Annotated in this window: 19 protein-coding genes and 2 pseudogenes; 9 read left to right on the forward strand and 12 right to left on the reverse strand. The window is 57.1% G+C overall.

The annotated features are described in order from the left end of the window. Positions 1 to 2: 2 nt before the first annotated feature. From HJB82_RS15905 to HJB82_RS15935, 7 genes and pseudogenes are all read left to right on the forward strand, one after another. Positions 3 to 1,043: a branched-chain amino acid ABC transporter permease gene (locus HJB82_RS15905; protein ID WP_221140607.1), complete on the forward strand. Its 1,041-nt coding sequence runs from the start codon at positions 3 to 5 to the stop codon at positions 1,041 to 1,043. Positions 1,044 to 1,143: 100 nt separating this feature from the next. Continuing rightward, entirely contained in the window at positions 1,144 to 2,478 is a 1,335-nt protein-coding gene (locus tag HJB82_RS15910) for an ABC transporter substrate-binding protein (protein ID WP_168257376.1), read from the forward strand. A gap of 121 nt (positions 2,479 to 2,599) precedes the next feature. Beyond that, positions 2,600 to 3,382 (forward strand): ABC transporter ATP-binding protein, encoded by a 783-nt coding sequence (locus HJB82_RS15915; protein WP_168260017.1) that lies wholly within the window; start codon positions 2,600 to 2,602, stop codon positions 3,380 to 3,382. A gap of 23 nt (positions 3,383 to 3,405) precedes the next feature. Beyond that, entirely contained in the window at positions 3,406 to 4,653 is a 1,248-nt protein-coding gene (locus HJB82_RS15920; RefSeq protein ID WP_127431425.1) for an SfnB family sulfur acquisition oxidoreductase, read from the forward strand. A gap of 316 nt (positions 4,654 to 4,969) precedes the next feature. Continuing rightward, on the forward strand, positions 4,970 to 5,824 hold the full coding sequence (locus HJB82_RS15925) for a calcium-binding protein (RefSeq protein ID WP_221140609.1): 855 nt from the start codon (positions 4,970 to 4,972) through the stop codon (positions 5,822 to 5,824). Positions 5,825 to 6,180: 356 nt separating this feature from the next. Beyond that, positions 6,181 to 6,525 (forward strand): Mu transposase domain-containing protein, encoded by a 345-nt coding sequence (locus tag HJB82_RS32000; protein ID WP_376775615.1) that lies wholly within the window; start codon positions 6,181 to 6,183, stop codon positions 6,523 to 6,525. Beyond that, positions 6,446 to 6,800: pseudogene (locus HJB82_RS15935) on the forward strand (ATP-binding protein); the annotation flags it as partial. The gene HJB82_RS32000 and the pseudogene HJB82_RS15935, both read left to right, overlap by 80 nt. Positions 6,801 to 6,910: 110 nt before the next feature. Here the strand turns inward: HJB82_RS15935 and HJB82_RS32005 are convergent. The 9 genes and pseudogenes from HJB82_RS32005 to HJB82_RS15980 form a co-directional block, all read right to left on the reverse strand. Beyond that, positions 6,911 to 7,272: pseudogene (locus HJB82_RS32005) on the reverse strand (transposase); the annotation flags it as partial. Between the two features lie 202 nt (positions 7,273 to 7,474). Further along, a complete protein-coding gene (locus HJB82_RS15945) occupies positions 7,475 to 8,923 on the reverse strand; it encodes an efflux transporter outer membrane subunit (protein ID WP_221140611.1) in 1,449 nt (482 codons plus the stop codon). Between the two features lie 167 nt (positions 8,924 to 9,090). Continuing rightward, complete coding sequence (locus HJB82_RS15950) at positions 9,091 to 9,576, reverse strand: MaoC family dehydratase (RefSeq protein WP_011654219.1); 486 nt, start codon at positions 9,574 to 9,576, stop codon at positions 9,091 to 9,093. 77 nt (positions 9,577 to 9,653) lie between these two features. After that, entirely contained in the window at positions 9,654 to 11,480 is a 1,827-nt protein-coding gene (glmS, locus tag HJB82_RS15955; protein ID WP_221140613.1) for a glutamine--fructose-6-phosphate transaminase (isomerizing), read from the reverse strand. Positions 11,481 to 12,321: 841 nt separating this feature from the next. Beyond that, entirely contained in the window at positions 12,322 to 12,894 is a 573-nt protein-coding gene (nodL, locus tag HJB82_RS15960; RefSeq protein ID WP_131702635.1) for a nodulation O-acetyltransferase NodL, read from the reverse strand. A 678-nt stretch (positions 12,895 to 13,572) separates the two neighbouring features. Continuing rightward, on the reverse strand, positions 13,573 to 13,977 hold the full coding sequence (locus HJB82_RS15965) for a hypothetical protein (protein ID WP_131702634.1): 405 nt from the start codon (positions 13,975 to 13,977) through the stop codon (positions 13,573 to 13,575). A gap of 66 nt (positions 13,978 to 14,043) precedes the next feature. After that, positions 14,044 to 14,763 (reverse strand): hypothetical protein, encoded by a 720-nt coding sequence (locus HJB82_RS15970; RefSeq protein ID WP_168277473.1) that lies wholly within the window; start codon positions 14,761 to 14,763, stop codon positions 14,044 to 14,046. 121 nt (positions 14,764 to 14,884) lie between these two features. Next, complete coding sequence (locus tag HJB82_RS15975; protein WP_064649264.1) at positions 14,885 to 15,556, reverse strand: hypothetical protein; 672 nt, start codon at positions 15,554 to 15,556, stop codon at positions 14,885 to 14,887. A 180-nt stretch (positions 15,557 to 15,736) separates the two neighbouring features. Continuing rightward, the gene (locus tag HJB82_RS15980) at positions 15,737 to 16,087 is read right to left on the reverse strand and encodes a helix-turn-helix domain-containing protein (protein WP_221140652.1); all 351 of its coding nucleotides are present in this window, start codon (positions 16,085 to 16,087) and stop codon (positions 15,737 to 15,739) included. A 178-nt stretch (positions 16,088 to 16,265) separates the two neighbouring features. Here HJB82_RS15980 and HJB82_RS15985 point away from each other — a divergent pair, with 178 nt between their 5' ends. Together HJB82_RS15985 and HJB82_RS15990 are read left to right on the forward strand one after the other, a co-directional pair. After that, the gene (locus HJB82_RS15985; protein ID WP_131702632.1) at positions 16,266 to 16,904 is read left to right on the forward strand and encodes an acyl-homoserine-lactone synthase; all 639 of its coding nucleotides are present in this window, start codon (positions 16,266 to 16,268) and stop codon (positions 16,902 to 16,904) included. 152 nt (positions 16,905 to 17,056) lie between these two features. Further along, entirely contained in the window at positions 17,057 to 17,791 is a 735-nt protein-coding gene (locus tag HJB82_RS15990; protein WP_168257383.1) for a LuxR family transcriptional regulator, read from the forward strand. Between the two features lie 309 nt (positions 17,792 to 18,100). Here HJB82_RS15990 and HJB82_RS15995 read toward each other — a convergent pair whose 3' ends face one another. The 3 genes from HJB82_RS15995 to HJB82_RS16005 all read right to left on the reverse strand — a co-directional run bounded on the left by HJB82_RS15995 (position 18,101) and on the right by HJB82_RS16005 (position 21,170). After that, positions 18,101 to 19,312 (reverse strand): beta-ketoacyl synthase, encoded by a 1,212-nt coding sequence (locus HJB82_RS15995; protein ID WP_168257384.1) that lies wholly within the window; start codon positions 19,310 to 19,312, stop codon positions 18,101 to 18,103. Then, complete coding sequence (locus HJB82_RS16000; protein WP_127431415.1) at positions 19,313 to 19,591, reverse strand: acyl carrier protein; 279 nt, start codon at positions 19,589 to 19,591, stop codon at positions 19,313 to 19,315. A 646-nt stretch (positions 19,592 to 20,237) separates the two neighbouring features. Next, entirely contained in the window at positions 20,238 to 21,170 is a 933-nt protein-coding gene (locus HJB82_RS16005; RefSeq protein WP_131702676.1) for a LysR family transcriptional regulator, read from the reverse strand. Positions 21,171 to 21,384: the final 214 nt, after the last annotated feature.

A 21,384-nucleotide genomic window follows, 5' to 3' on the forward strand; every position in this document is an offset into this window, starting at 1 on the left:
CGATGTCCACGATCACCCATGATCTTTCGGTCTACAGTTTCCCGGCGCACTGGGCGACGCCATTGCGTTGGCTTGCCATTGCCTATGGTGTTGTGCCGCTTCTCGGGTCCGACTATCTCTTCGAGGCTATCCTGGTGCCGTTCCTGGCGCTCAGCCTCGCCGGCTTGGGGCTCAATATCCTCACGGGTTATGCAGGGCAGGTGTCACTGGGAAGTGCTGCCTTCATGGCTGTCGGTGCCTTCGCAGCGTTCAATCTCAATCTTCGCGTCGACGGTCTGCCATTGATCGTCAGCATGATTCTTGCTGGTCTTGCGGCGGCCGGCATCGGTCTGGTGTTCGGCCTTCCGAGCCTCCGCCTCAAGGGCTTTTACCTTGCAGTATCGACCCTCGCTGCGCAGTTTTTCGTGCAGTGGGCGCTGACCAAATTCAGCTGGTTCTCTAATGACTCCGCGTCCGGCGTGATCGATGCGCCGCAGCTTTCGGTCTCCGGATTTGTTTTCGATGACCCGGTCGGACGATACTATTTCGCGCTGACGGTGGTCGCCGTCCTCACTTTTCTGGCGTATCGGTTGGTGAATTCGCAGACCGGCCACAATTTCATCGCCGTGCGTGACAACGAGACAGCGGCGCGGATCATAGGCGTGCCGGTGATGAAGACCAAGCTTCTGGCCTTCGCAATCTCCTCCTTCATCATCGGAATCGCCGGCGTCCTGTGGGCCTTCGCCTATTTGCGCACGGTCGAGCCCGCCGGTTTCAATCTTGACCGGTCGTTCCAGGTCCTGTTCATCGTCATCATCGGGGGGCTTGCATCGATCCGCGGTGCTTTTTTCGGAGCGGCGCTGATCGTTGTGTTCCCCCTGGTCCTGTCGCGGCTTGGCTCTTTCCTGCTCGGAAATATCTTCAATTCGGGCGTGCTAGATATGAGCCAGCGCATCGTGCTCGGCGCGCTCATCATCCTCTTTCTGGTCCTCGAACCGGATGGGCTTGTCGCCCTTTGGGATCGGGTCCGAAAACGAATCCGTTCCGCCATCGTGCATTCCTGATCGAAACGGAGCCATCAAGGCTCTCGAAATGCCACCAGCCCTCATCAGATCAACCCGGACCGGCGCCTTGCCCCGGTCGATACCCGGAGTATGTCCAAAAATGACGATCCTTGCCAAATTCAAGATTGCGGCTCTTGCCGCCGGCCTCGCCTTCACGGTGGCCCTGCCGATGGCCCATGCGGACGAACAATATTTCCCGCTCCAGAGCTATCGCGTCGGCCCCTATGCTGCCGGCGGCACCGGCTTCTTCGGTGGTTTCATCGATTATCTGAACCTGATCAACACGCGCGACGGCGGCGTGGGTGGCGTCAAGCTAACATGGTCGGAAGCAGAGACGCAGTACGAGGTCGAGCGTGGCGTCGAGGCCTATGAGCGCCTGAAGAGCAACCCGAACGTCGCTGCCTGGAACCCGCTTTCCGTGGGCATTGCCTATGCGATGATCGATCGCGTCACCGCCGACAAGGTCCCGTTGATCACCATCAACCATGGCCGCACGGATTCGACCGACGGCCGCGTTTTCCCTTATGTCTTCCCGCTGCTGCTCAACCCGTACAGCGAAACTTCCGGCATCGTGAACTACATCGCCGGCAAGGAAGGCGGTATCGAAAACCTCAAGGGTAAGAAGATCGTCGTTCTCTATCATGGCTCGCCTTATGGCAAGGAAACGATCCCGATCTACGAACTGTTGGCGAAGAAATACGCCTTTGAACTACAGCAGATCGAGGTGCCGCATCCGGGGAACGAGCAGCAGTCGCAGTGGCTGACGATCCGCCGCGCCAAGCCAGACTTCGTCATCCTGCGTGGATGGGGCGTGATGAACCCGGTCGCGCTGAAGACCGCAGCCAAGGTTGGTTTCCCGGTAAATCATATAATCGGAAACGTCTGGTCCAATTCAGAAGAAGACGTCATCCCCGCTGGTGATGCTGCCAAGGGCTATACGGCAATCACCACGCAGGCATCTGGCACCGAATACCCGGTCGTTCGGGAGATCGTCAAAACACTCTACGACGCTGGCAAGGGGAACCTCGAAGACAAGAAGCGAATCGGCTCGGTCTACCATAACCTGGGTATCGTCAACGGCATCCTCAATGTCGAGGCGATCCGGATCGCTCAGGAGAAGTTCGGCAAGCGGACGCTGACTGGCGACGAGGTCCGCTGGGGCTTCGAACACCTTCAGCTCGATCCGGCGCGTGTCGAGGCGCTCGGCGCCAAGGGCCTGTTCCACTCGATCAATGTCACCTGGGATAACCATGAGGGCAACGGCTACGTGACTTTCCAACAGTGGGACGGGAAGAAGTGGAACGTGGTCTCTGACTGGATCGCGCCGGACTGGGCACTGTTGCGGCCCATCATCGAGAAGTCTTCCGAAGCCTACGCGGCCGAGAAGGGCATCAAGCTGCGCACGGCGGCAGACGCCGAGGCGGCGACCAACTGATCCCTTCAAGCCGCGCCTGATAACGGGCGAGGCTTGAAGAACCGGGCGCGAGGATGGTGCCTCCCTCTCCAACCTCGCGCCTTCTCTCAATCCGACCTTTTAAGGCAAGAGGAACACGATCATGGCTCTGGAAACTACCCTGCTTGCGGTCGATGGTCTGAAGGCGACGTACAATAACGCCATCACCGCGCTCGATGGCGTTGGTTTCCATCTGGCGCGTGGTGAAATTCTGGCGCTCCTTGGCGCCAACGGCGCGGGAAAGACGACGACGCTCAAGGCGTTGTCCAATCTGCTTCCAGCCGAACGTGGGCAAGTCGTTTCCGGCAGCATCCGCTTCGACGGGCTCGATGTCCTGCGCACAAGCCCTGCTGCACTGGTGCGTGCCGGTCTCGTGCAGGTGCTTGAGGGCCGCCATTGCTTCCGCAGCCTGACGGTCGAGGAAAACCTCGTCTCCGGCGGGCTTGGCCGCAGCGGCACGCGCGCTGAGATCGCCGAGGATATCGAGAAGATCTACGCGCATTTCCCCAGGTTGAAGGAAAAGCGTCGTGCACTTTCCGGCCTGACCTCGGGTGGCGAGCAGCAGATGACGGCGATCGGCCGGGCGCTCATGTCGCGGCCGCGCCTCCTGGTTCTCGACGAACCATCCATGGGACTGGCGCCGCTCATCGTCCAGGACATTTTCCGGAAGCTCCGCCACCTCAATCGCGAAGAAGGTCTTTCTATCCTTGTGGCGGAGCAGAATTCCGCCGTCGCTCTGAAATATGCGGATCGCGCCATCATTCTCGAAAACGGCGCCACGGTGCTGACCGGTGACGCACAGGATCTGCGAGGGCGCGACGACATCAAGTCTTTCTACCTCGGCCAGAGAGCCGTGGCTCCCTCCATCCCCGCCGTTGTCGGCTAACACGATCCAAGAGGAGAAACACCGTGACCCATCCTACCATAAATACCGAAAATGCCGCAAAGGCCGTGCCACCTGTTCCACGCCCGTCGCAGCCCGCCCACATTATCAAGACTGACGCCGAAGCGATTGCCATCGCCAAGACACTCGCGGCAGAGTTCGTCAAGGAATCGGCAGCACGCGATCGCGACCGCATCTGGCCGGTCAAGGAACTGGACGCGTTTTCGCAAAGCGGGCTTTGGTCTATCAACGTGCCGAAGGCCTTCGGCGGTCCCGAGGTCTCTTATGCGACGCTTGCGAAGGTCATCGAGATCATCTCGGCGGCCGATTCATCCATCGGACAAATCGCGCAAAACCACCTGGGTGTGGTCGCCGCCATCCGCACGGTGTCAGACGAAGACCAACAGAAGCTGCTCTTCGCGGAAGTGTTGAAAGGAACGCGCTTCGGCAATGCCTTCTCCGAATTTGGATCCAAGCGTGCGGTCGACTTCGAAACAAAATTCGTTGATGCCGGAGATCATGTCGTGGTCAACGGCCAGAAATTCTACTCGTCAGGAGCGCTGCTCGCGCATCTGGTGCCAATCGTGGCACTGGATGACGAGGGCAGGGCCTGGTACGCAATTGCCGAGCGCGGTGCCCCGGGTCTGACTGTCATCGACGACTGGTCCTCCTTTGGCCAGCGTACCACGCTGTCGGGCACGGTACTGCTTAACAACGTCAAAGTGTCGAAGACGCATCTCGTGCCTGGCTACAAAGGGTATGAAGTGCCGACTGCGGACGGAGCGATCTTCCAGATTATCCAAGTGGCTGTCGATACCGGCATCGCGCAGGCCGCGATTGACGAGACCGTCAGTTTTGTGCGCACCAAGAGCCGCGCCTGGGTGGATTCCGGCGTCGACAACGCTTGGGACGATCCGTACACAATCCAGGCGATCGGGGACTTGACGCTAAGGCTTCATGCGGCGCAGGCGCTGCTTGAAAAGGCAGGTTATGCCATTGACCGAGCGATCCTCGACCCGAACGCGGGAACCGTTGCGGAAGCCCAGATCGTTACCGCCGAAGCCAAGATCCTCTCCACTGAGATCGCGATCGCGGCCGCCAACAAGTTGTTCGAACTGGCAGGAACGCGCTCGACCCTTGCAGAGCACGGGCTTGATCGCCACTGGCGCAACGCCCGCACCCATACTCTGCACGACCCCGTCCGCTGGAAGTATGCCATTTTGGGTAAGTATTTCCTGAACGGCGAGAAGCCACCGCTCCACGCCTGGAGCTGAGGTTTTCGATCTGCAAAGCACCCTGAGTAAGGTGCTCTGCAGACTATGCCTGCAGCGCATACGAAGGAGGAAGCTTTCGCCTTCGTCAACGAGATGTCGCGGACATTGTTGCCACGGCTCGGCCGCCGATCATCATAGCCCCCAGTCGTTTTCATATCTGCCGGCCAACTACGAAGGGCGTGCCGTGCGGCCGAGATAAACATTTTCGCATCCGTCATTCAAATAGGTCATATCAAAACAATGGATTTCACTAATTCGCTCTTGGAAAAGATAAGGGGCACAGGCGGCGCCCGTTGCCTCATAAGGAGTATTTGCGATGATGATCAAAGGCACTGATAACAGCCCCTTTATTAACGGATCCGATGACAACGACACAATCTATGCACGCGAGCTCAATGACTGGATCAAAGCCGGCGGCGGCGATGATTGGGTTTGGGCTCAAGCCGGCCACGACGTGATCTTTGCCGGTGACGGCCATGACATTGTCTATGCGGGGGATGGCTCAGACACAATCCATGCTGATGATGGTGACGACCTCCTGTATAGTGACGGCTCATTCAAAGCCTTCAACCCCTTCGAAGTGCGCCGCGTAATACCACATACCGGCGAGAGCGACGACAGGCTCGACGCCGGTAAGGGAAGGGATACCCTGGTGGCCGGCGACGGCGCAGATGTTCTGACTGGCGGCGAAGACGGCGACGCCTTCGTGTTTCGGTTCCACGATCCTATGGTTGGAACAACGCACTGGTATACGACTGTGACGGATTTCGACCCGAAGCAAGACCGTTTTGTCATGGACGCCGGTGACTTCGGCAAAGGGGATCTGTTTGGCGCAAATTTCATCAACCACTCGAAGGGTTTCCCAGGCGAATTTGTGGACACTTTCTACAATGGCGAGGCCGCGAAAGCGCACGGTCAGCACGTCGTGGTAATCACGGATCGAGGGTTCACGTCTGGCTCTGCCGCCGCGACCGCTATTCACGACGAAGTCCCCGGTGACATCATTGTCTACCATGACGAAAAAACTCTCGGTCAAGATGGCAAAACTCACGGTGCGACACTAGCCTATGTCGATTCTGCGAACCACGCGCATGCCTTCGCTCATGTCGACAATCTGCACGACATGTCGGATCTTACCTCGCTTACGGCGGAAAATTTCGGCTTCATTTAATTCGAAGATCCGAGGAGCGTTCCACCCTTGGGGCGCTTCTCTTTCCCAACGTGGCGCAGGGAACTGAAAATAGAAACGACGTGATTTATTGATCGACTGCACCAGTAAAGGTACGCCATTGAAACAAGTTCTCGTCGCCGATGACGACGCCGCCATGCGCCACCTGCATCCTGGGGCGGTTGCGCAAGCTGACTTTCTTCTCGCTGGCTGAGGCCAATGCCGCTATTGGCACTTGATCGCATCAACGATCACCTCATGCGTCGATTGGGTGTTACCCGGCGGCAAGTATTTGAACGTGTCGAACGTGCTGCGCTCGCTAGCCTCCCGGGTGAAACTACGAATTCGCCGAATGGCGTCTGGTCCGTGTCTCGACCGATTATCACGTCGAGTTCAAAAGCTTCTTTTATTCCGTCCCCCATGCCCTCATTCGCCAGCAGGTCGATCTTAGAGCAACGGCGCGCACCATCGAGATCTTTTACCGCGGCAAGCGCATCGCCGTCCATCAGCGCCGCTATGGCGGCTGTCGTCATGGAACCGACCCAGATCACATGACCAGTTCCCACCGGCGATACGCTGAGTGGACACCAGATCGCTTTCGGCGCTGGGCCGCATCCATCGGTCAAAGCATGCCGCGAGGATTTCTCCGTTGCATACCACCGCGTTCCCCGGCTGTTCGCCACGCTCGCGCTTGCAAGGGGTGACGGGCGATACGGCAGAATCCCCAAATCTATCGCCAAGACCGACCTGCTGATCCTCGATGACTGGGGACCGGAAAAACTCAACGATGATCAGCGCCGCGATCTTCTCGAGATCATCGAAGACCGCTACGAGCGTCGCTCGACGATCGTCACAAGCCAGGTGCCCCTGGATCGCTGGTGGGAAATTATTTCAAACCCAACGCCGCCGATGCGATACTGGATCGCCTCGTTCACAACGCCGAGGCATCGATATCATTGGCGAAAGTATGCGCAAACAGCGTTCACCGATGGCGCTTGAAACACAGCAAAGCTTGACCTGGCACAAAACCCGATCCAAACATCAAACAGACCCAGGATCAGCCCGAAAAATGGCCGGTTTCATCGGAATACGCACCCAATGCAACATCTGAAGATCGACCTGATCGGCTTGCTTAATGCCAACGAAGCGCATCGTCGGTCGCCTTGCAGCTTCTGCGATCGCCGCAGCATCGATGATGTCATTCTTGTTCGATTTTACATAGACTTCACTGCGCCGGGATGATGCGGACGGAATGCCCCATCGTCTGCAACTTGGCGCAAGCCATTGGGAACCCGGACGGGATTCCATTCCGACAAGCGTTCTGTTCGCTCGTTCGAAGAACTGCAGTAGCGTCTCGCGCCGGAACTATCCAGGCCGACCACGTGGAAGAGGTTCTTTCCGATATCGATGCCGAAGACGGCGCATTGGCGCAGTTGGTTGCGATCCATAATTTCAGCCCTCCTTTGCCCACCTCCGTTATGCTCTCGGGAGACAGGGCGGACCATCCCATTAGCTCTAAGCCCTGCTCGTAAGCGGGAGGTGGTGAAGGGCATGTGCCGCGATTGGACGACCTCCCGGCCGGCGCCAATACAACTCAGGCGCTGGCGCGCTAATGACGTGATCAGGTTAAACCATCCCGCATCCAGCGCTCGGCTATTGCGAATGTGCGGATTGGATGTTTGCATTTGCGGCTGCAACCCTCGAGGCCTCCCTGGGTGACGCGACTTTGGGAGCCGCAAAACCACCGCGGATTGCTACATTCAACCGCACGTGATCCTTGGCCAGTTGTTGGATCGCCGCAGCGAGGCTCGCCTGAGCGCTGGACACCTGCCTTTGCGCTTCGAGAACATCGAGGAGAGAAGAGGCGCCATCAGTGTACGAGGCCGTCGAAAGCTTCAGTGCTTCTTCGATCGTTTCTACTTGCCTGCGACGTGAGTTCTCTGTGTGAACGTCGCGTCGGACGGCTGTCAAAGCGTCCTCGACTTCCTGCACAGCTGTCAGGACGGTTAATTTCCAGCTTATGTAGGCTGCTGCGGCGTCCGATTTAGAAGTCTCCACGTTTGCCCGCAAACGGCCGCCGTCCAGAATTGGGAGGTCGAGGCTCGGCCCGAAGGACCATTTCAAGATACCCCCGTGACGGCCGCGCTGCTTGTTATAGGAAGGGGTGATCGAGCCGGAGAGCGTTATCGCGGGGTAAAGCTGTGCTTCCGCCACGCCGATCTGTGCAGTCGCGGCGGCGAGATCCCGTTCAGCCTGGCGAATATCGAATCGATTGCGAATAAGATCGGCGGGAATGCCGGCATTGATCTTTCCGCGATAGACCGGCTGCCCTTCACTTTTCTGCAGTTGCTTGATCACTGTTTCCGACGGCAAAGCGAGGAGGGCCGCAATGTGATGCGCCGACACGCGAAAATTCAGTTCTAGCCTTGGTATTTCGGCAATCGTCGATCGGACAAGTCCTTCGGCTTGCAAGACATCCAGCCGGGAAGCCGCTCCCGCTTCGACTTGAAAATTCGTGAAATCGTAGGTCTCCTGGCGCGACTTCAGGTTCGCTCGGGAAATCGAGACGCGCTGCTGGTAGTACCGGGCGTCGATGTAGGAGGAAACAAGATCTTTGATTAGAGCTAGCTTTGCGGCGTCGACAGCCGCATGCGCAGAATCAAGAGAAGCCAGTGCGCTTTCAGTGCTGCGCCGGTACTGACCGAATACGTCCAGCAGCCAGGTCAACGATAGTTGCACGCTCGAGACATTCTGTGTGCTCGTGACATCTCCCCCTTTGCCGATCTCGCCGCTTGTCGTGTGTGATGCCTTGGGAAGGCCCCCGGCGCCAGCGATGGTGACGTCCGCGGCGGCGGCATTAACCCTTTCGAGCGCCTGCTGAACACTGAGGTTCTCATGCAGGCCGGAGGCAACGTACTGGTTGAGCGTACGATCTGAAAACGAATCCCACCACGCCGACACCGCAACATCGCCGGCGCTCTGTTTTGCACCCTCGGAAAACTTCTCCGGCAAAGGCGTTTCCGGCGGTGCATGGTCGGGCCCGAGCATGCAAGATGACAAAAGTAGCGGCAACACCGCAGCGGCCAGACGGAACGAATGCAATCAATCAGCCTCCATTACAGCGAAATTCAACTCAAACCCGTTTCGCCTGCCCGAAGGATGATGCCAGCGCGCAATTGCCGACGCAGCAGATCGAGAATTCCGGCGTGACACTACGAAATCGCGTGCAGCCAAAACAACAAGTCGACACCCGCTGGCGCGAGCTGGCGTCAAATCCCTTTAGGCCTGTCGTTCGGATCAAACTGAATGATAGTGATCCAATTAGCAGTGAGTGCCGGTCGGTTCTCGTTCTCGATCTCCACCGTAACCTCGTAGGTAGTCACCAGCATGCTTGCGCCGCGAAATTGACATTCAGAGAGAACGAAGCGACCGCGCACACGGCTGCCGGTCTTAACTGGTGACATGAAACGCACCCGGTCTAAGCCGTAGTTAAGGCCCATGGTCTGCTCGCGGATCTTTGGCATGCCGCTGAAGTTCATCGCCGACAGAAGCGAGAGTGTCAGGAAGCCGTGAGCGATAGTGCCACCAAACGGGCTTTCGACTGCCGCGCGTTCCGGGTGCACGTGGATGAATTGATGATCGTGTGTCGCATCGGCAAAGAGATCGATTGTAGTTTGATCGACGGTGATCCATTCGGATTTACCGAGCTCCTGGCCAATTCGCGACGGCACGTCGGCGAGCGAAAGTTCGTGCATACGACCTCACTTTTTTGATGTCTGATCAAGTCCTGGATTTTCTCGGAAGCGAGTTGCGATCTAACCAATCGTCACGATCATTCGACTGTGACTGATTTAGCCAGATTCCGCGGCTGGTCCACATCTGCCCCCATGACGACCGCTGTGTGATACGCAAGAAGCTGCAGCGGCAGAGAAAAGATCATCGGCGCGATAATCTCCGCAACATCGGGTAATACGATAGTGTGCATGGTGGGGAGTTTTGACATCGAAGCTCCCGTCTCGTCGGTGATCAGAATGATGCGGCCGCCGCGGGCGGCCACTTCCTGCATATTGGAGACAGTTTTATCGAAGAACCGATCATGTGGCGCGATGACGATGACTGGCATATTTTCATCGATCAGGGCGATCGGACCGTGTTTTAATTCTCCTGCCGCATAACCTTCAGCATGAATATAGGAAACCTCCTTGAGCTTCAGCGCACCTTCCATGGCCAATGGGAAACTCGTGCCGCGGCCGAGATAGAGCACGTCGCGGTAATTCGACAATTCCCGTGACAAGAGGTCGATCCCCGGCTTGATGTCGTTCAGCACCTGTCGCATAACGCTCGGCAACGTCGCCAAACTTTGGACGAGCAATTGTTCCTCGTCGTCTGCGATCGTGCCTCGCGCCTTGCCTGCGCCGATGGCTAGCGCAGCGAGAACAGCTAGCTGGCAAGTGAATGCCTTGGTAGAAGCAACGCCGATCTCTGGCCCGGCGAGGATCGGAAAGATGGCATCTGCCTCGCGGGCAATAGTTGATTCTCGGGTATTGACGACAGCGCCTATTCTCAGACCATGTGCTTTGCAATAGCGCAGCGATGCAAGCGTGTCAGCCGTCTCACCAGATTGAGAGATGAAGAGCGCTGCCGACCGCGGCGACAACGGGATTTCTCGATAACGGAATTCAGAGGCGACATCAATTTCAACGATTAAGCGTGCGTAGCGCTCGAACCAATATTTGCCAATTAGTCCCGCAAGATATGCCGTGCCGCAGGCGGAGATCGCGAGGCTCTCAACCCCGGCGAAATCGATTTCGGTTGAAGTCGTTGTGACATGACTATCGTTGACATTGATGTAGTGACCAAGAGCACCGGCGATGACCTCCGGTTGCTCGTAGATTTCCTTCTCCATAAAATGCGGGTGATTGCCCTTGCCGACCAGGTCTGCGGTAGCAAGCGATGTGTGCCGTGGGCGCGTAACGACATTGCCTTCGATATCGAAAACCTGGACACTCGTTTTGCCTACAACAGCCCAATCGCCATCGTTCAGATATGTGATGTCATTGGTGAACGGAGCAAGAGCGATCGCGTCGGAGCCTAGAAACATCTCACCATCGCCGTGGCCTATCACTAACGGTGGTCCATTGCGCGCCACCATAATGGTCGCGGGATCATCCTCAAACAGGATGGCAAGAGCGAAGGCGCCCTCGACGCACTTCAACATGGCATGCATTGCCTCAAGGCATCCCATGCCACCCCGGCGGAATTTTGTCAGGAGATGCGCAATCACCTCGGTGTCCGTGTCAGTCTGGAACTTGGCCCCTACCTCCGCCAATGCGTCCTTTAGCTTGGAGAAATTTTCGATGATGCCGTTATGAACAACGGCTACACCATCGGTAAAGTGCGGGTGAGCGTTGCATTCTGTCGGTGCGCCATGGGTCGCCCATCGTGTGTGGGCAATGCCGACGGTGCCGCTCAGGGGCGCTTCCTTCAATCTCGTTTTAAGGTTCCCGAGCTTGCCTTCCGCACGGCGTCGGTGCAATTCTCCTTCGAAGATCGTAGCAACGCCGGATGAATCATAGCCGCGATATTCCAGCCGCTCCAAGGCTTCGATCAGTCGCTCCGACACGGGCTTATGTCCCACTATGCCAACAATTCCACACATGCTCGTCACCCATGTCAAGAGCCCCCGACAGGTAATCAGGAGGCGGACGCCGCTCGGCGCGTGTCCTCCAGCGCGTGCTAATAAATCCAAACAGATTAGTAAAATTGATTGTTGGGATAGCTATCATCCACGTTATGGATGCAGTGTACTTAGGTAGCTGGTCAATCAACGCTGTACGTGGCGAAAGGCGCTTTCTGCAGAGTGGGACCGATAGGCTGCGCCGGGTGATCGGTGCCTACTTCTGAAGATGTTCCTGGCGACAGCAAGATATTTACCGACGACATACCGCGCGTGATTTCTATTCAGAGCGAGCAATTGTCATTCATCGAGCGCACGAAAACAATTCGTGCTCATGCAGGTGAAGCGGTCTGTATCTGCGAGTTGAGCCTAAACGTAATTGGCCCCTTCGCATGCGACCAGTTCGCAACTCATAAATCGGAAGCAGAACCAGCATCTCCTGGAAAACATCAGTCGATCTAGATTCGACAGGTTGGTTTCGGGCGCCGATGGGAAGGAGGCTTTGGCATGGGACGAACGCAGGCTATCTTCAAACGGTCTCCGAGGAAAGGTCACATGGCCGCGTGTGTCGGCAGTAGATGGTGCCTTAAGTTTTCGACAGGACAGCCGGATCCTGACACTGGAATCCGGCGGTCCGGTGCAATGTGCAGCCGGTCGTAGCAAACGCGATCAGTAATCACTTAGCACGGACTGACCGACCGCATTTGCAAAGAGAACTGCGTCAGAGTGCCGACGGTCGCACGGGCCATGGCGACCCAGAATCGTCGTTCGCACAAGCAACGAGACTACCCCTAACCACCGGATTTTCGCCCGACGCCTACTTTTATGATTGCGGCAAGCGTCCACCAACCCTGACCCGAGCTGGATTTCCCATCGCCGTGCTTCCAGCAGGAACATCTCGAGTGACCACGCTACCAGCGCCAATGACAGCATGATCGCCGATCGTCACGCCCGGGAGAATGATTGCTCCACCTCCAATCCAGACGTGCCTGCCAATGCTGACCGGTCGTCCCAACTGCAACCCAGCCTGGCGCTGCTCTGGATCATGTGGATGGTCCGCAGTATAAATCTGCACAGCAGGCCCTATTGCGGTTCCGTCGCCGATAGTCACTGCTGCCACGTCAAGGATGACGCAGTTGAAATTGATGTAGACCCACGCTCCGATCCGGATGTTGAACCCGTAATCGCAGTGGAACGGAGGACGAATAGCAGCTCCAAGCCCGACAGCCCCCAATCGTTCTAACAGAAGCGCATGCCACCGCTCGGCGGGGTCGCCCAGCGTGTCATTGTACCGTTTCAGCCAAGCCCCGGTGAGGAGCAACTCGGCTTGGATCTCAGGATCCGCTGCGTTATACATCTCGCCTGCGAGCATCTTTTCTTTTTGGCTGCGTGTCATCGTCTCTTCTCAGATCTTGTTCGAGGAGTGGTCGGTCATTGCGCTCGGATTCACCTGGTTGCCGGCAGAGCGCACAGAGGAGTTAACAGCAATCTTTCGCCTTTTCGCGGCTGGTTCGAAAGTCATCTGCTCAAGCGCGGCAAATCCTGCAGATAGGCAGACCGGAAGCGACCTTCGCATTCACCGGCTGGGGGAGGGCACAATAAGATGTGTCTATTTAGCTTGGCAGATTCCGAACACAGCGGCAAGCGCATAGGCAGACCAAGGCTGACTAAGAGACCGTCATAAAAAGACTTTTACTCAAGTTACTGCCCAGCTTCCCGAAGGTTTATTCTATTCCAGTCTCTATGGGCCGTCCGCCTTGCTCGATGCCGGCGGGAATGCAAATCGTCAGCGTCTTGGCGGGGCGCGGCATGACGAAGGGCTGGTTCACCGACGGAGGCCGCTATCGCGGCCGCCGTCAATAGAATCCTTGGAACCTGAAAGATTACCGCTCGCCAGTGCCTATGAACTGCTCATTAGCTGTAGTTTCTTTCACCCACCGATTGCTTCTTAGCGTGCAGAATTGGGTCGCCAGGGTGACAAGCGCGCGACAGCGGGCGGAGGTGGATATTCCACTTTCCGCCTCACCTTCGCGCAAGACCGGACGAGAACTGCTGGATGTAGGAAATTCACCCCTTACTGGCAGGCGGTCAGGCCCCCCGGATTTCGAATGGCGGCAAAACCGACGCCGTCGATCGTGTTGTCGTTACGGGCAATGAAGCAGTAATTGTCATCGGCGGGGGGAGCGGCGACGATGCAGGAGTTGGCCCCAGCCGGAATGACATAGGTGTCGGCTCCGACGATCGCAAAGACGGAGGCCGTTCCGTTCGGATGGGGCACCGGCTGCTTGGTGAAGAGGATCGCGTCGTTCGGCGGGGCGACCGCAATGGGCTGGTAGTTCCGGCAATCGGACGAAAAAACGAGTTGCGCGGCGGCAGGCAGCGCTGTTGCGAGGATAGAGACGATGGAAATGGCAAGCCCGGCAGCGATTTTATCGCGACGTGCTGTTTGGCCAGCGAATTTCGACGTGATACGTAACATTGCTATATTCCTTTCGGTTCAAGGGTTGGCTTGTTCAAGCGTCAATGATGATCCGGTTCTCTGGGTCTACGGTCCTCCTGTCGCCGAAAAGGTTCCGTCAGCTTTGTAAGTCACGGTGTAGATCGCGTAGCCGATGGTGAAATCGCAGCATGCCGAGTTGCTCTCGTCATAAGTCACGGTGCTTCCGACCGGCTGGTAGCCCATCTTCACGAAAAAGATCTGTTTCGGTATGCAGTTCATGACGGCGTTGGGGAAAGGAGCGACGAAGCTCGAGAGTATGATAGCTTGATTGTCGTTTAGTGCGACGACGCCACAATAGAGCTCGGGACGCGGCAACGGCGTGTAGGAAGGCACGTTTATGCCAAATCCTCCGATCGCAACTCCGGCTTGATTGGCGGGCGCGGAAAGTCCAAGCGGATCGAGCGTCAAGGTCGTGCAATTGTCCGGCGAACCGTCGACCGTGGTGAGCGTAACCGGTCGGAACGCCGAGCTGCTGCCGACCACGGATAGCGTGGCGGCATTGAGCGAGAGAAGCGCGATAAGCTGCGAGGGGGACGCCGCCTGTTTGGTGCTGAGGGCACCTGCATAGACCTGACTGTCCAAACCGAAATTGATCTGCGCTCCCGAACTTGCGTAATTGCCGATGCTTTGGCAGCCGAGACTGCCGCTGAGGATGGGACCATGGCTCGGCAGCAACGGAAATGCCGCCTGCTTCTGGAAAACATAGAAATATTGCGTCGTCTGCGAGAAGTTCCGAACGATGATCTGGTAGGACGAACTGGTCATGGCGTGTGACAATCCCCTCTGAGATCAAGCCTGTCCGTCGCCCGGCGGGCGGCGGCAACGCGCGAATGCTGCGCATGCAGGTGAAGAGGGGACGGTTCTTCACCTGCATGGCTGCCAAGGTTTACTGGAGCTGCGTGGTCCAGGTGCCGTCAGATTTCAGGCTGACGTTGCAGACGGAATAGCCGCCGGTGAAGTCGGAAAGCGCCGCGTTCACGCTCGACTGCGTGAAGTTCATCACGACACCTGGCGTGTAGGCGCCGGTCTGGACATAATATTTCAGGATCGGCTGGCAATCGGTATTGCTGGCCGGGTTTGCCTGCACGAAGTTGGAGAGCACGATGCCGCCATTGACGGCAACCGCTGAGCCGACATTGAAGTAGGGCGGCGAGTTGAAGACCGGCGTGGTGATGCGGAATGCGCCAGGCTGTACACCTTCCCCGTAGATTGGCGAGGATAGTCCGAGCGGATTGACCGTCGCAGTCGTCCAGTCGTTCGGTTTACCGCTGCCACCCGAACTCGGAGCAAGATCAATGGCGCGGCTGGCTGACGAGTAGCCGGAAGAGGCGCCGATTTGCGGCGGTGTATTCGCCTGCTGGATGCCGGCATAATATTGCAGGTTGACCTGGAAGGTCAGGATCGCGCCGGTGTTGTCGTAGTTGCCGAGCGACTGCGAGAAAAGGCTGTTCGAATAGACTTGCCCGCCGCCGGTATAAATTGCCGGTTGCTGGAAGAAGTAGAAGTTTTGCGTCTGGGATTCGTAGTTTTTCACGTTGATGGTCAACATTGTAGACATGTCGGCAACCCTTCTGCGTTGATAGTGAAAACAAGGGTCTTCGCGTCGGCGAGGGCAGGGTGGGCTAGCCTTCCTGCCGGTCCCGTCAATGAAACCCTAATTAGAAAGATCGTTGATGCTGCTCATTTAAGCAACCTAAAGCTGTTGAGCGCAAGTTAAAAAAACCGTTCAGAATTGTGCTTAGCGTAAGGCGTGTTCCGGAGGGATGGATTCGAGCAGCCCAATAAGATTGGACTGAGCCGTCGCAGATCGGCCGCGTAGCGCCATTACCCACAGCAATTCCGTGGCGGAGATCGCGCTGTTCCTATGCCCGTCCATGGTCCCTCGCCCCAAGAGCAGCCAATCGAGGGAAACATCCAGCAGGCGCGCGAGAGCGCAGGCGCTTTCCAGGGACGTATGGCCGCCATTTTGCCAGCGCGAGACGGCCGCGACTGATACATTCAGTTCGGCTGCAAGAGCGTGTACTTTCCGGAACTTGCCCCGAGATATCGCTTCTCGAATGCGTTTGCCGCGGGCTGGATCGTAGGTCACGAACGATTCTTCCTTGGTTGCGTTGAAGTGGCAGCCACAGCGAGCTTGAGATCGATCAAGCTTCGGAAATGCCTGTGAAAATGAAAGGTAAGTCGAAGCGCCGGTCAATCTGGTGAAATATCCAGATTGCTCGAGGTCGGCCCCTGTTGTGAAACATCGACGATCAGGAGGAACGGATATGTTGCGGATACTCACCAAAGACATGCTCGAGACCGATCGACGTGCATTCGATGCAATGTTTCGGGCTCGCGCCGTCGTTTTTCGCGATCGGCTGGGATGGCAGGTCGATGTCCGGGATCAATGGGAGAGGGACCGATATGATGAGGTCGAAGATCCCGTATATCTCGTCACTCAACGACCTTCGGGCACACTGACAGGTTCGCTACGCCTGCTGCCGACCACTGGCGCGACGATGCTCAAAAGCGAGTTTCGGCATTTCTTCGATCAGCCTATCGACGTCGACAGCCCGACGACCTGGGAATGTACTCGCTTTTGCGTTCACCCATCTGCCGGACACATCGCGCAATCGCGCGCAGTCGCCACCGAACTGCTCTCAGGGCTTTGCGATCTTGCCCTCGGCGCCGGTATCGAAAACATCGTCGGCGTCTATGATGGGGCGATGGTCGGGGTGTATCGCAGGCTCGGCTGGAGGCCGACGCCGCTTGCCCGATCACTGCCCGAGATCGGCAAACTGTATGTCGGCCTGTGGGACGTGACTGCAGATAACTGTCGGACACTTCGCACCAACCTAGCCCGGCTTCTCAATCAAACCTCTTCCTGTCCTGGCAGGGCCCTTGTCGATGGTGGCATGCGGTAAGGCCAGTCGCCGTCCCGCCGCCCACAGTGTCGTCAGTTCCTTAACCTGTTCTTCACATCGCGCCATGGTTGCCATAAAATGTTCTTTTCTCGCTAACCGCGAAATGTTACGATTACCCCAGTCAGGAAAACACACAACCGCGAGTCCATCTCATGCTGCGCAGTTCTCGTTTTTTCTACAGTTTGGACCGGATCTCCGCATCGCCGACGTTGGAAGATCTGGAAACGACGCTGGACGAAGTCCGCCACATCTATGCGATATCGCACATGGTTCTGCATGTGACCCGCTCCTCGGGCGCAGCGGCCAACAATCCATTGCTGATGCTGACCTACCCGCCCGAATGGGTGAAGCAATATCTTGCCCGGGATTACTTCAGCATCGATCCCGTCGTGCGGCTCGGACAGCGCGGCTTTCTGCCCGTGGAATGGTCCGCGTCAAAATGGGATTCAGGGCGGGCTCACGGCTTCTTTAAGGAGGCGATGGCCTTCGGTATCGGGCAGCAAGGCGTGACACTGCCGGTGCGTGGGCCTCACGGGGAGCGATCGCTGTTTACGATCACCTCCAATCAGCCCGCCTCCTACTGGCGTCGGTTCCGCATGGACAGCATGCGCGACCTCCAGTTTCTCGCCCACCATCTCCACGACAGGGCCATGGTTCTGTCGGGCCTGAGAAAAACTGCGGATTTTCCGCAATTGTCGCGCCGCGAACTGCAATGTCTCGATATGACGGCCAGCGGCCTAATGGCAAAGCAGATCTGCGCCCGCTTGTCCATTTCGGTAAGTGCGGTGCAGCTCTATCTTGCGTCGGCACGCCGAAAGCTGACCGTCGCCACGACCAGTGAAGCTGTCGCCAAAGCCACGGCGCTCGAATTGATATCAGCGTGGTGATCGCTTTCTCCGATGACCACGAAGGCCGCAAAGTCACCGAAGGTTCATCAATGCCAACAAGCAGCGGTGCCGAGCCCACTTCGTCAGACGTGTGTGCTCGCTGATGCCGGAAAGAGCGGGCGACGGGCTGCATCCCTCTCATCCCACAGCCTTTGCCCCGAGACGGCGGAGTAGCATGGTTTGCGCGGAGGAAAATTTGAGATGCGAGAGTATCCGGGGAATTAGAGCGAGACTATTTGACAGGATTGCGGTGCCTGCTTCAAGCATGTGCCGCTGGCCTTACAAGGGTTAGTCGTGACGATCTTCACTTCATTGCACCTGCTTGAACGCAAGGACAGCATTCATGCCGCCCATGGCGAAGGCGTTGCTCATGGCCACGCCCACCCTGCGCTCCCGGGGCACATTTGGCGTGATGTCCAGATCACAATCGGGGTCTGGTTCGCGATAGTTCGCCGTGGGCGGCACGACACCTTCTTGGATCGCCATCACGCAGGCTATCATTTCGAGCGCACTTGCTGCCCCGAGGCAGTGCGCGTGAGTGGATTTGGTGGAAGAGATGGACATCGATCGCGCATGGTCACCAAAGACGCGCTTAATCGCCGTCGTTTCGATCTGATCGTTGGCCTTGGTGCCGGTGCCATGGGCGTTGAGGTAGTCTACATCCTCGGCATTTAAACCCGCATCAACAAGGCAGGCGCGCATCGCCGCCTCCGGCCCATGCACAGCTGGTGCAGCTATGTGGTAGGCATCGGCGGAAAGGCCGATGCCGGCGACCTCGGCAAGCATCGTTGCACCGCGGGCGGCGGCATGCTCATAGCTTTCCAGCACGGCCATGCCCGCACCTTCGCCCAAAACTAGTCCTTTCCTGTCGCCCGAGAATGGCCGGCAAGTATCTGGAGCGAGTACGCGCATTGCTTCCCATGCCTTAAGCACGATCCACACGAGTGGCGCGTCGCTTCCTCCAGCTAGCATAACGTCCGCCCTACCGAGCTTGATCTGATCTACCGCTGAAGCGATCGCATGGTTGGCCGAGGCGCAGGCAGAGGTGGCACCGAAGACTGGCCCCCGCAGCCCGAGGTTCATACTTACCTGACAGGCGGCCGCGCTAGGCATTGCCTTTACCCCAGTGAATAGCTCAGTGCGAGTCGCGCCGCCCAATAGGAGGGTGCGGTAGGCCTTCTCGGTAGCGTCCCAGCCGCCAAAGCCAACGCCCACTGTCGCGCCGAAACGGTGGGCATTTCCTTCATTGCACGAAAGGCCGGCCTGTAGCATGGCTTGTTTAGCTGCAAGCACGGCTAGCAGGCTGAAGCGGTCCATGGAGATGAGCTGTTTGCGATCAATGTCGTGTTGAGGCAGCACCTTGATCTCGGTCCCGATCATCCCCTTCAGCTCATGAATCTCTGAGTTTGAGATCGGGCCGATGGCGGAGCGGCCTTCGCGCATCTCCGTCCAGATAGAGGAAGCATCGGTGCCCAGTCCGCACAGTCCGCCCAATCCGGTGATAACGACGCGTCTGTCCATTCAGACCTCCTTGGTGAGCAAGCCACGGACGGCTTCCACCACGTCGCCGATATTGTTGAGGTTCGACCAGGCATCGGCCGTATTCATCTCGATCTTAATGCCGTAGAGCTGCTCCAGATCCCAAAGGACATCGGCCAAACCCAGCGAATCGATGCCAAGTGAAGTCAGCTCAGTGTCAGTCGTTATTTCGCCGAGCGCTACGATCGTTCTCCCGCCGTCTTCAGCTTTGACGAGCTTATTGATCGCACTGATAATTTCCAGTGTGAGTTGATCAGCCATTTGTATTCCTCTCCATCATGCCTAATTTCGACGAGCCGACGGCCTTGCGAGAAGGCTCGATCTAATTGCTGCTAACATCGGAAGATGTTCCGGCTCGTCTGCGAAGTGACGACAGAAACCAATAAAACTTACCGGAATCTCACCGCGCGGCTGCCCTGCTATGGATCATATGGGATCATTGGTAAAATTGATTGTGTGGATCAAAAGCATCCACGCTATGGATTGTGGCTCGACATATTGCCGCGGCTAACTTCTCGCGCCGGCGCCGTTTCAAACCTTCAAGAACAAGATTTATTGCGGAATCGAAAGTAGAGCTTCGGCTACTATCCCGGGTCGGCGCGTTGGTCATTTTCGCGCAGAAGCGCATGTGCGGAAGGTCGGGGAAGTCACCGCAGCTGAATGCTGGTTTCCGCGATGGGCCGAACATAAGTTACAGGAATAAAGTTTTGAATCACTTTTGCATGAGGCCAGGGAAAGCATACGAATCGTACCTTCTCAGGTAGAAACGATCGCTCTCGGCAATAGCTTCGATTGCTAGCTGAGCTGAGGCGGCGGGGGCCGCCTGTAACGTAATGCCTCCTTTGGGAACACAGCCAACGCGTATGGATCTAATTACTGGGGCTGTGAAATGAGCCGGCGGTGCCGCTTACGACGTACAACTTTCCATCTCAGATTCCATGCGCGAAGCCTCTTGGATCATAATCTCGCGCATCCAGATGTTTCCAGGATCAGTGTTGTGAAGAGCCGGCCATTGGACAGCCTCAGTGAACGAAAGAAGCGGCAAAGGATGCTCAATGATTCTTAGTGGGATAGTTCGTTCGTAATGTTTGACCAGCCGCAGGGGGATGGTTGCTATTCGATTAGTGCGAGACAGCAATGGCGGGATCAAGTTAAACCCCGGGACGACGAGCTCAATACGCCTCTTGAGGCCGTGCTGCATCAATAACCATTGCTCTACGGAAGGCTTAAGACCACGTCCGAACTTAGCCGCAACATGTCCCATGGACATATATTGCTCCAAGGAGAGCTGCCCTTGTAACTGCTCGTTCGTAGGGCAGCCGACGCACACCAGTCTCTCTTCGAAAAGCCTTGCCTTCGGATGGGCGCCGGACATGAATAAATCCGGGAGGATCAGAAAATCGACATCACCACGGCGGAGAAGCTCCTCCGGATCGTCGTCAAGTGGCAGCAACTCGAAGCTGACCCCTGGCGCCTCCCGAGCTAAGCGCAGTATTATCTTGTCGAAGAAGACCAGTGCCATGAAGTCTGAGAGGATAATTCTGAATCGGCGGTCCGACTCCGCTGGGTTTATTGGATCCCAAGCGATAACGGAGAGCTGAATATGCAAGAGGGCTTCGCGGACAGCGGGGGCAAGTGCCTCTGCACGCGGGGTCGGAACTAGCTCCCGTCTCTGCATGATAAAAAGGTCGTCGCGGAAATAGTCGCGCAACCTAGAGATGGCGGCGCTCATGGCGGGTTGGCTGAGGTTGATGCTGCGCGCCGCTGCTGTGAGCTTGCGCTCGGTCATTAGAGCGTCGAGTGCTACAAGAAGGTTTAGATCTAGGCCTTTAAAACGCATGGGTTGAATATCCATTCCATAGATGATTGCCATCCAAACAATCAATTTTACCAATCTTTCGGATCACTTATAGAAAACCCGGAACTTGATCAATATCAGGGGCCAGGAACTAAAAAACGAAGCGCCGGGCAGGGGCCCGGTTTGAGACTCTTAAACCTCTTAACCGCTCGATTGCCTAACCGGCAATCCAACAAGTATGCGCAACAATATCGCG

Origin of the sequence: Rhizobium sp. NZLR10 (genome assembly GCF_019685125.1) — a bacterium.
Taxonomy (GTDB): domain Bacteria; phylum Pseudomonadota; class Alphaproteobacteria; order Rhizobiales; family Rhizobiaceae; genus Rhizobium.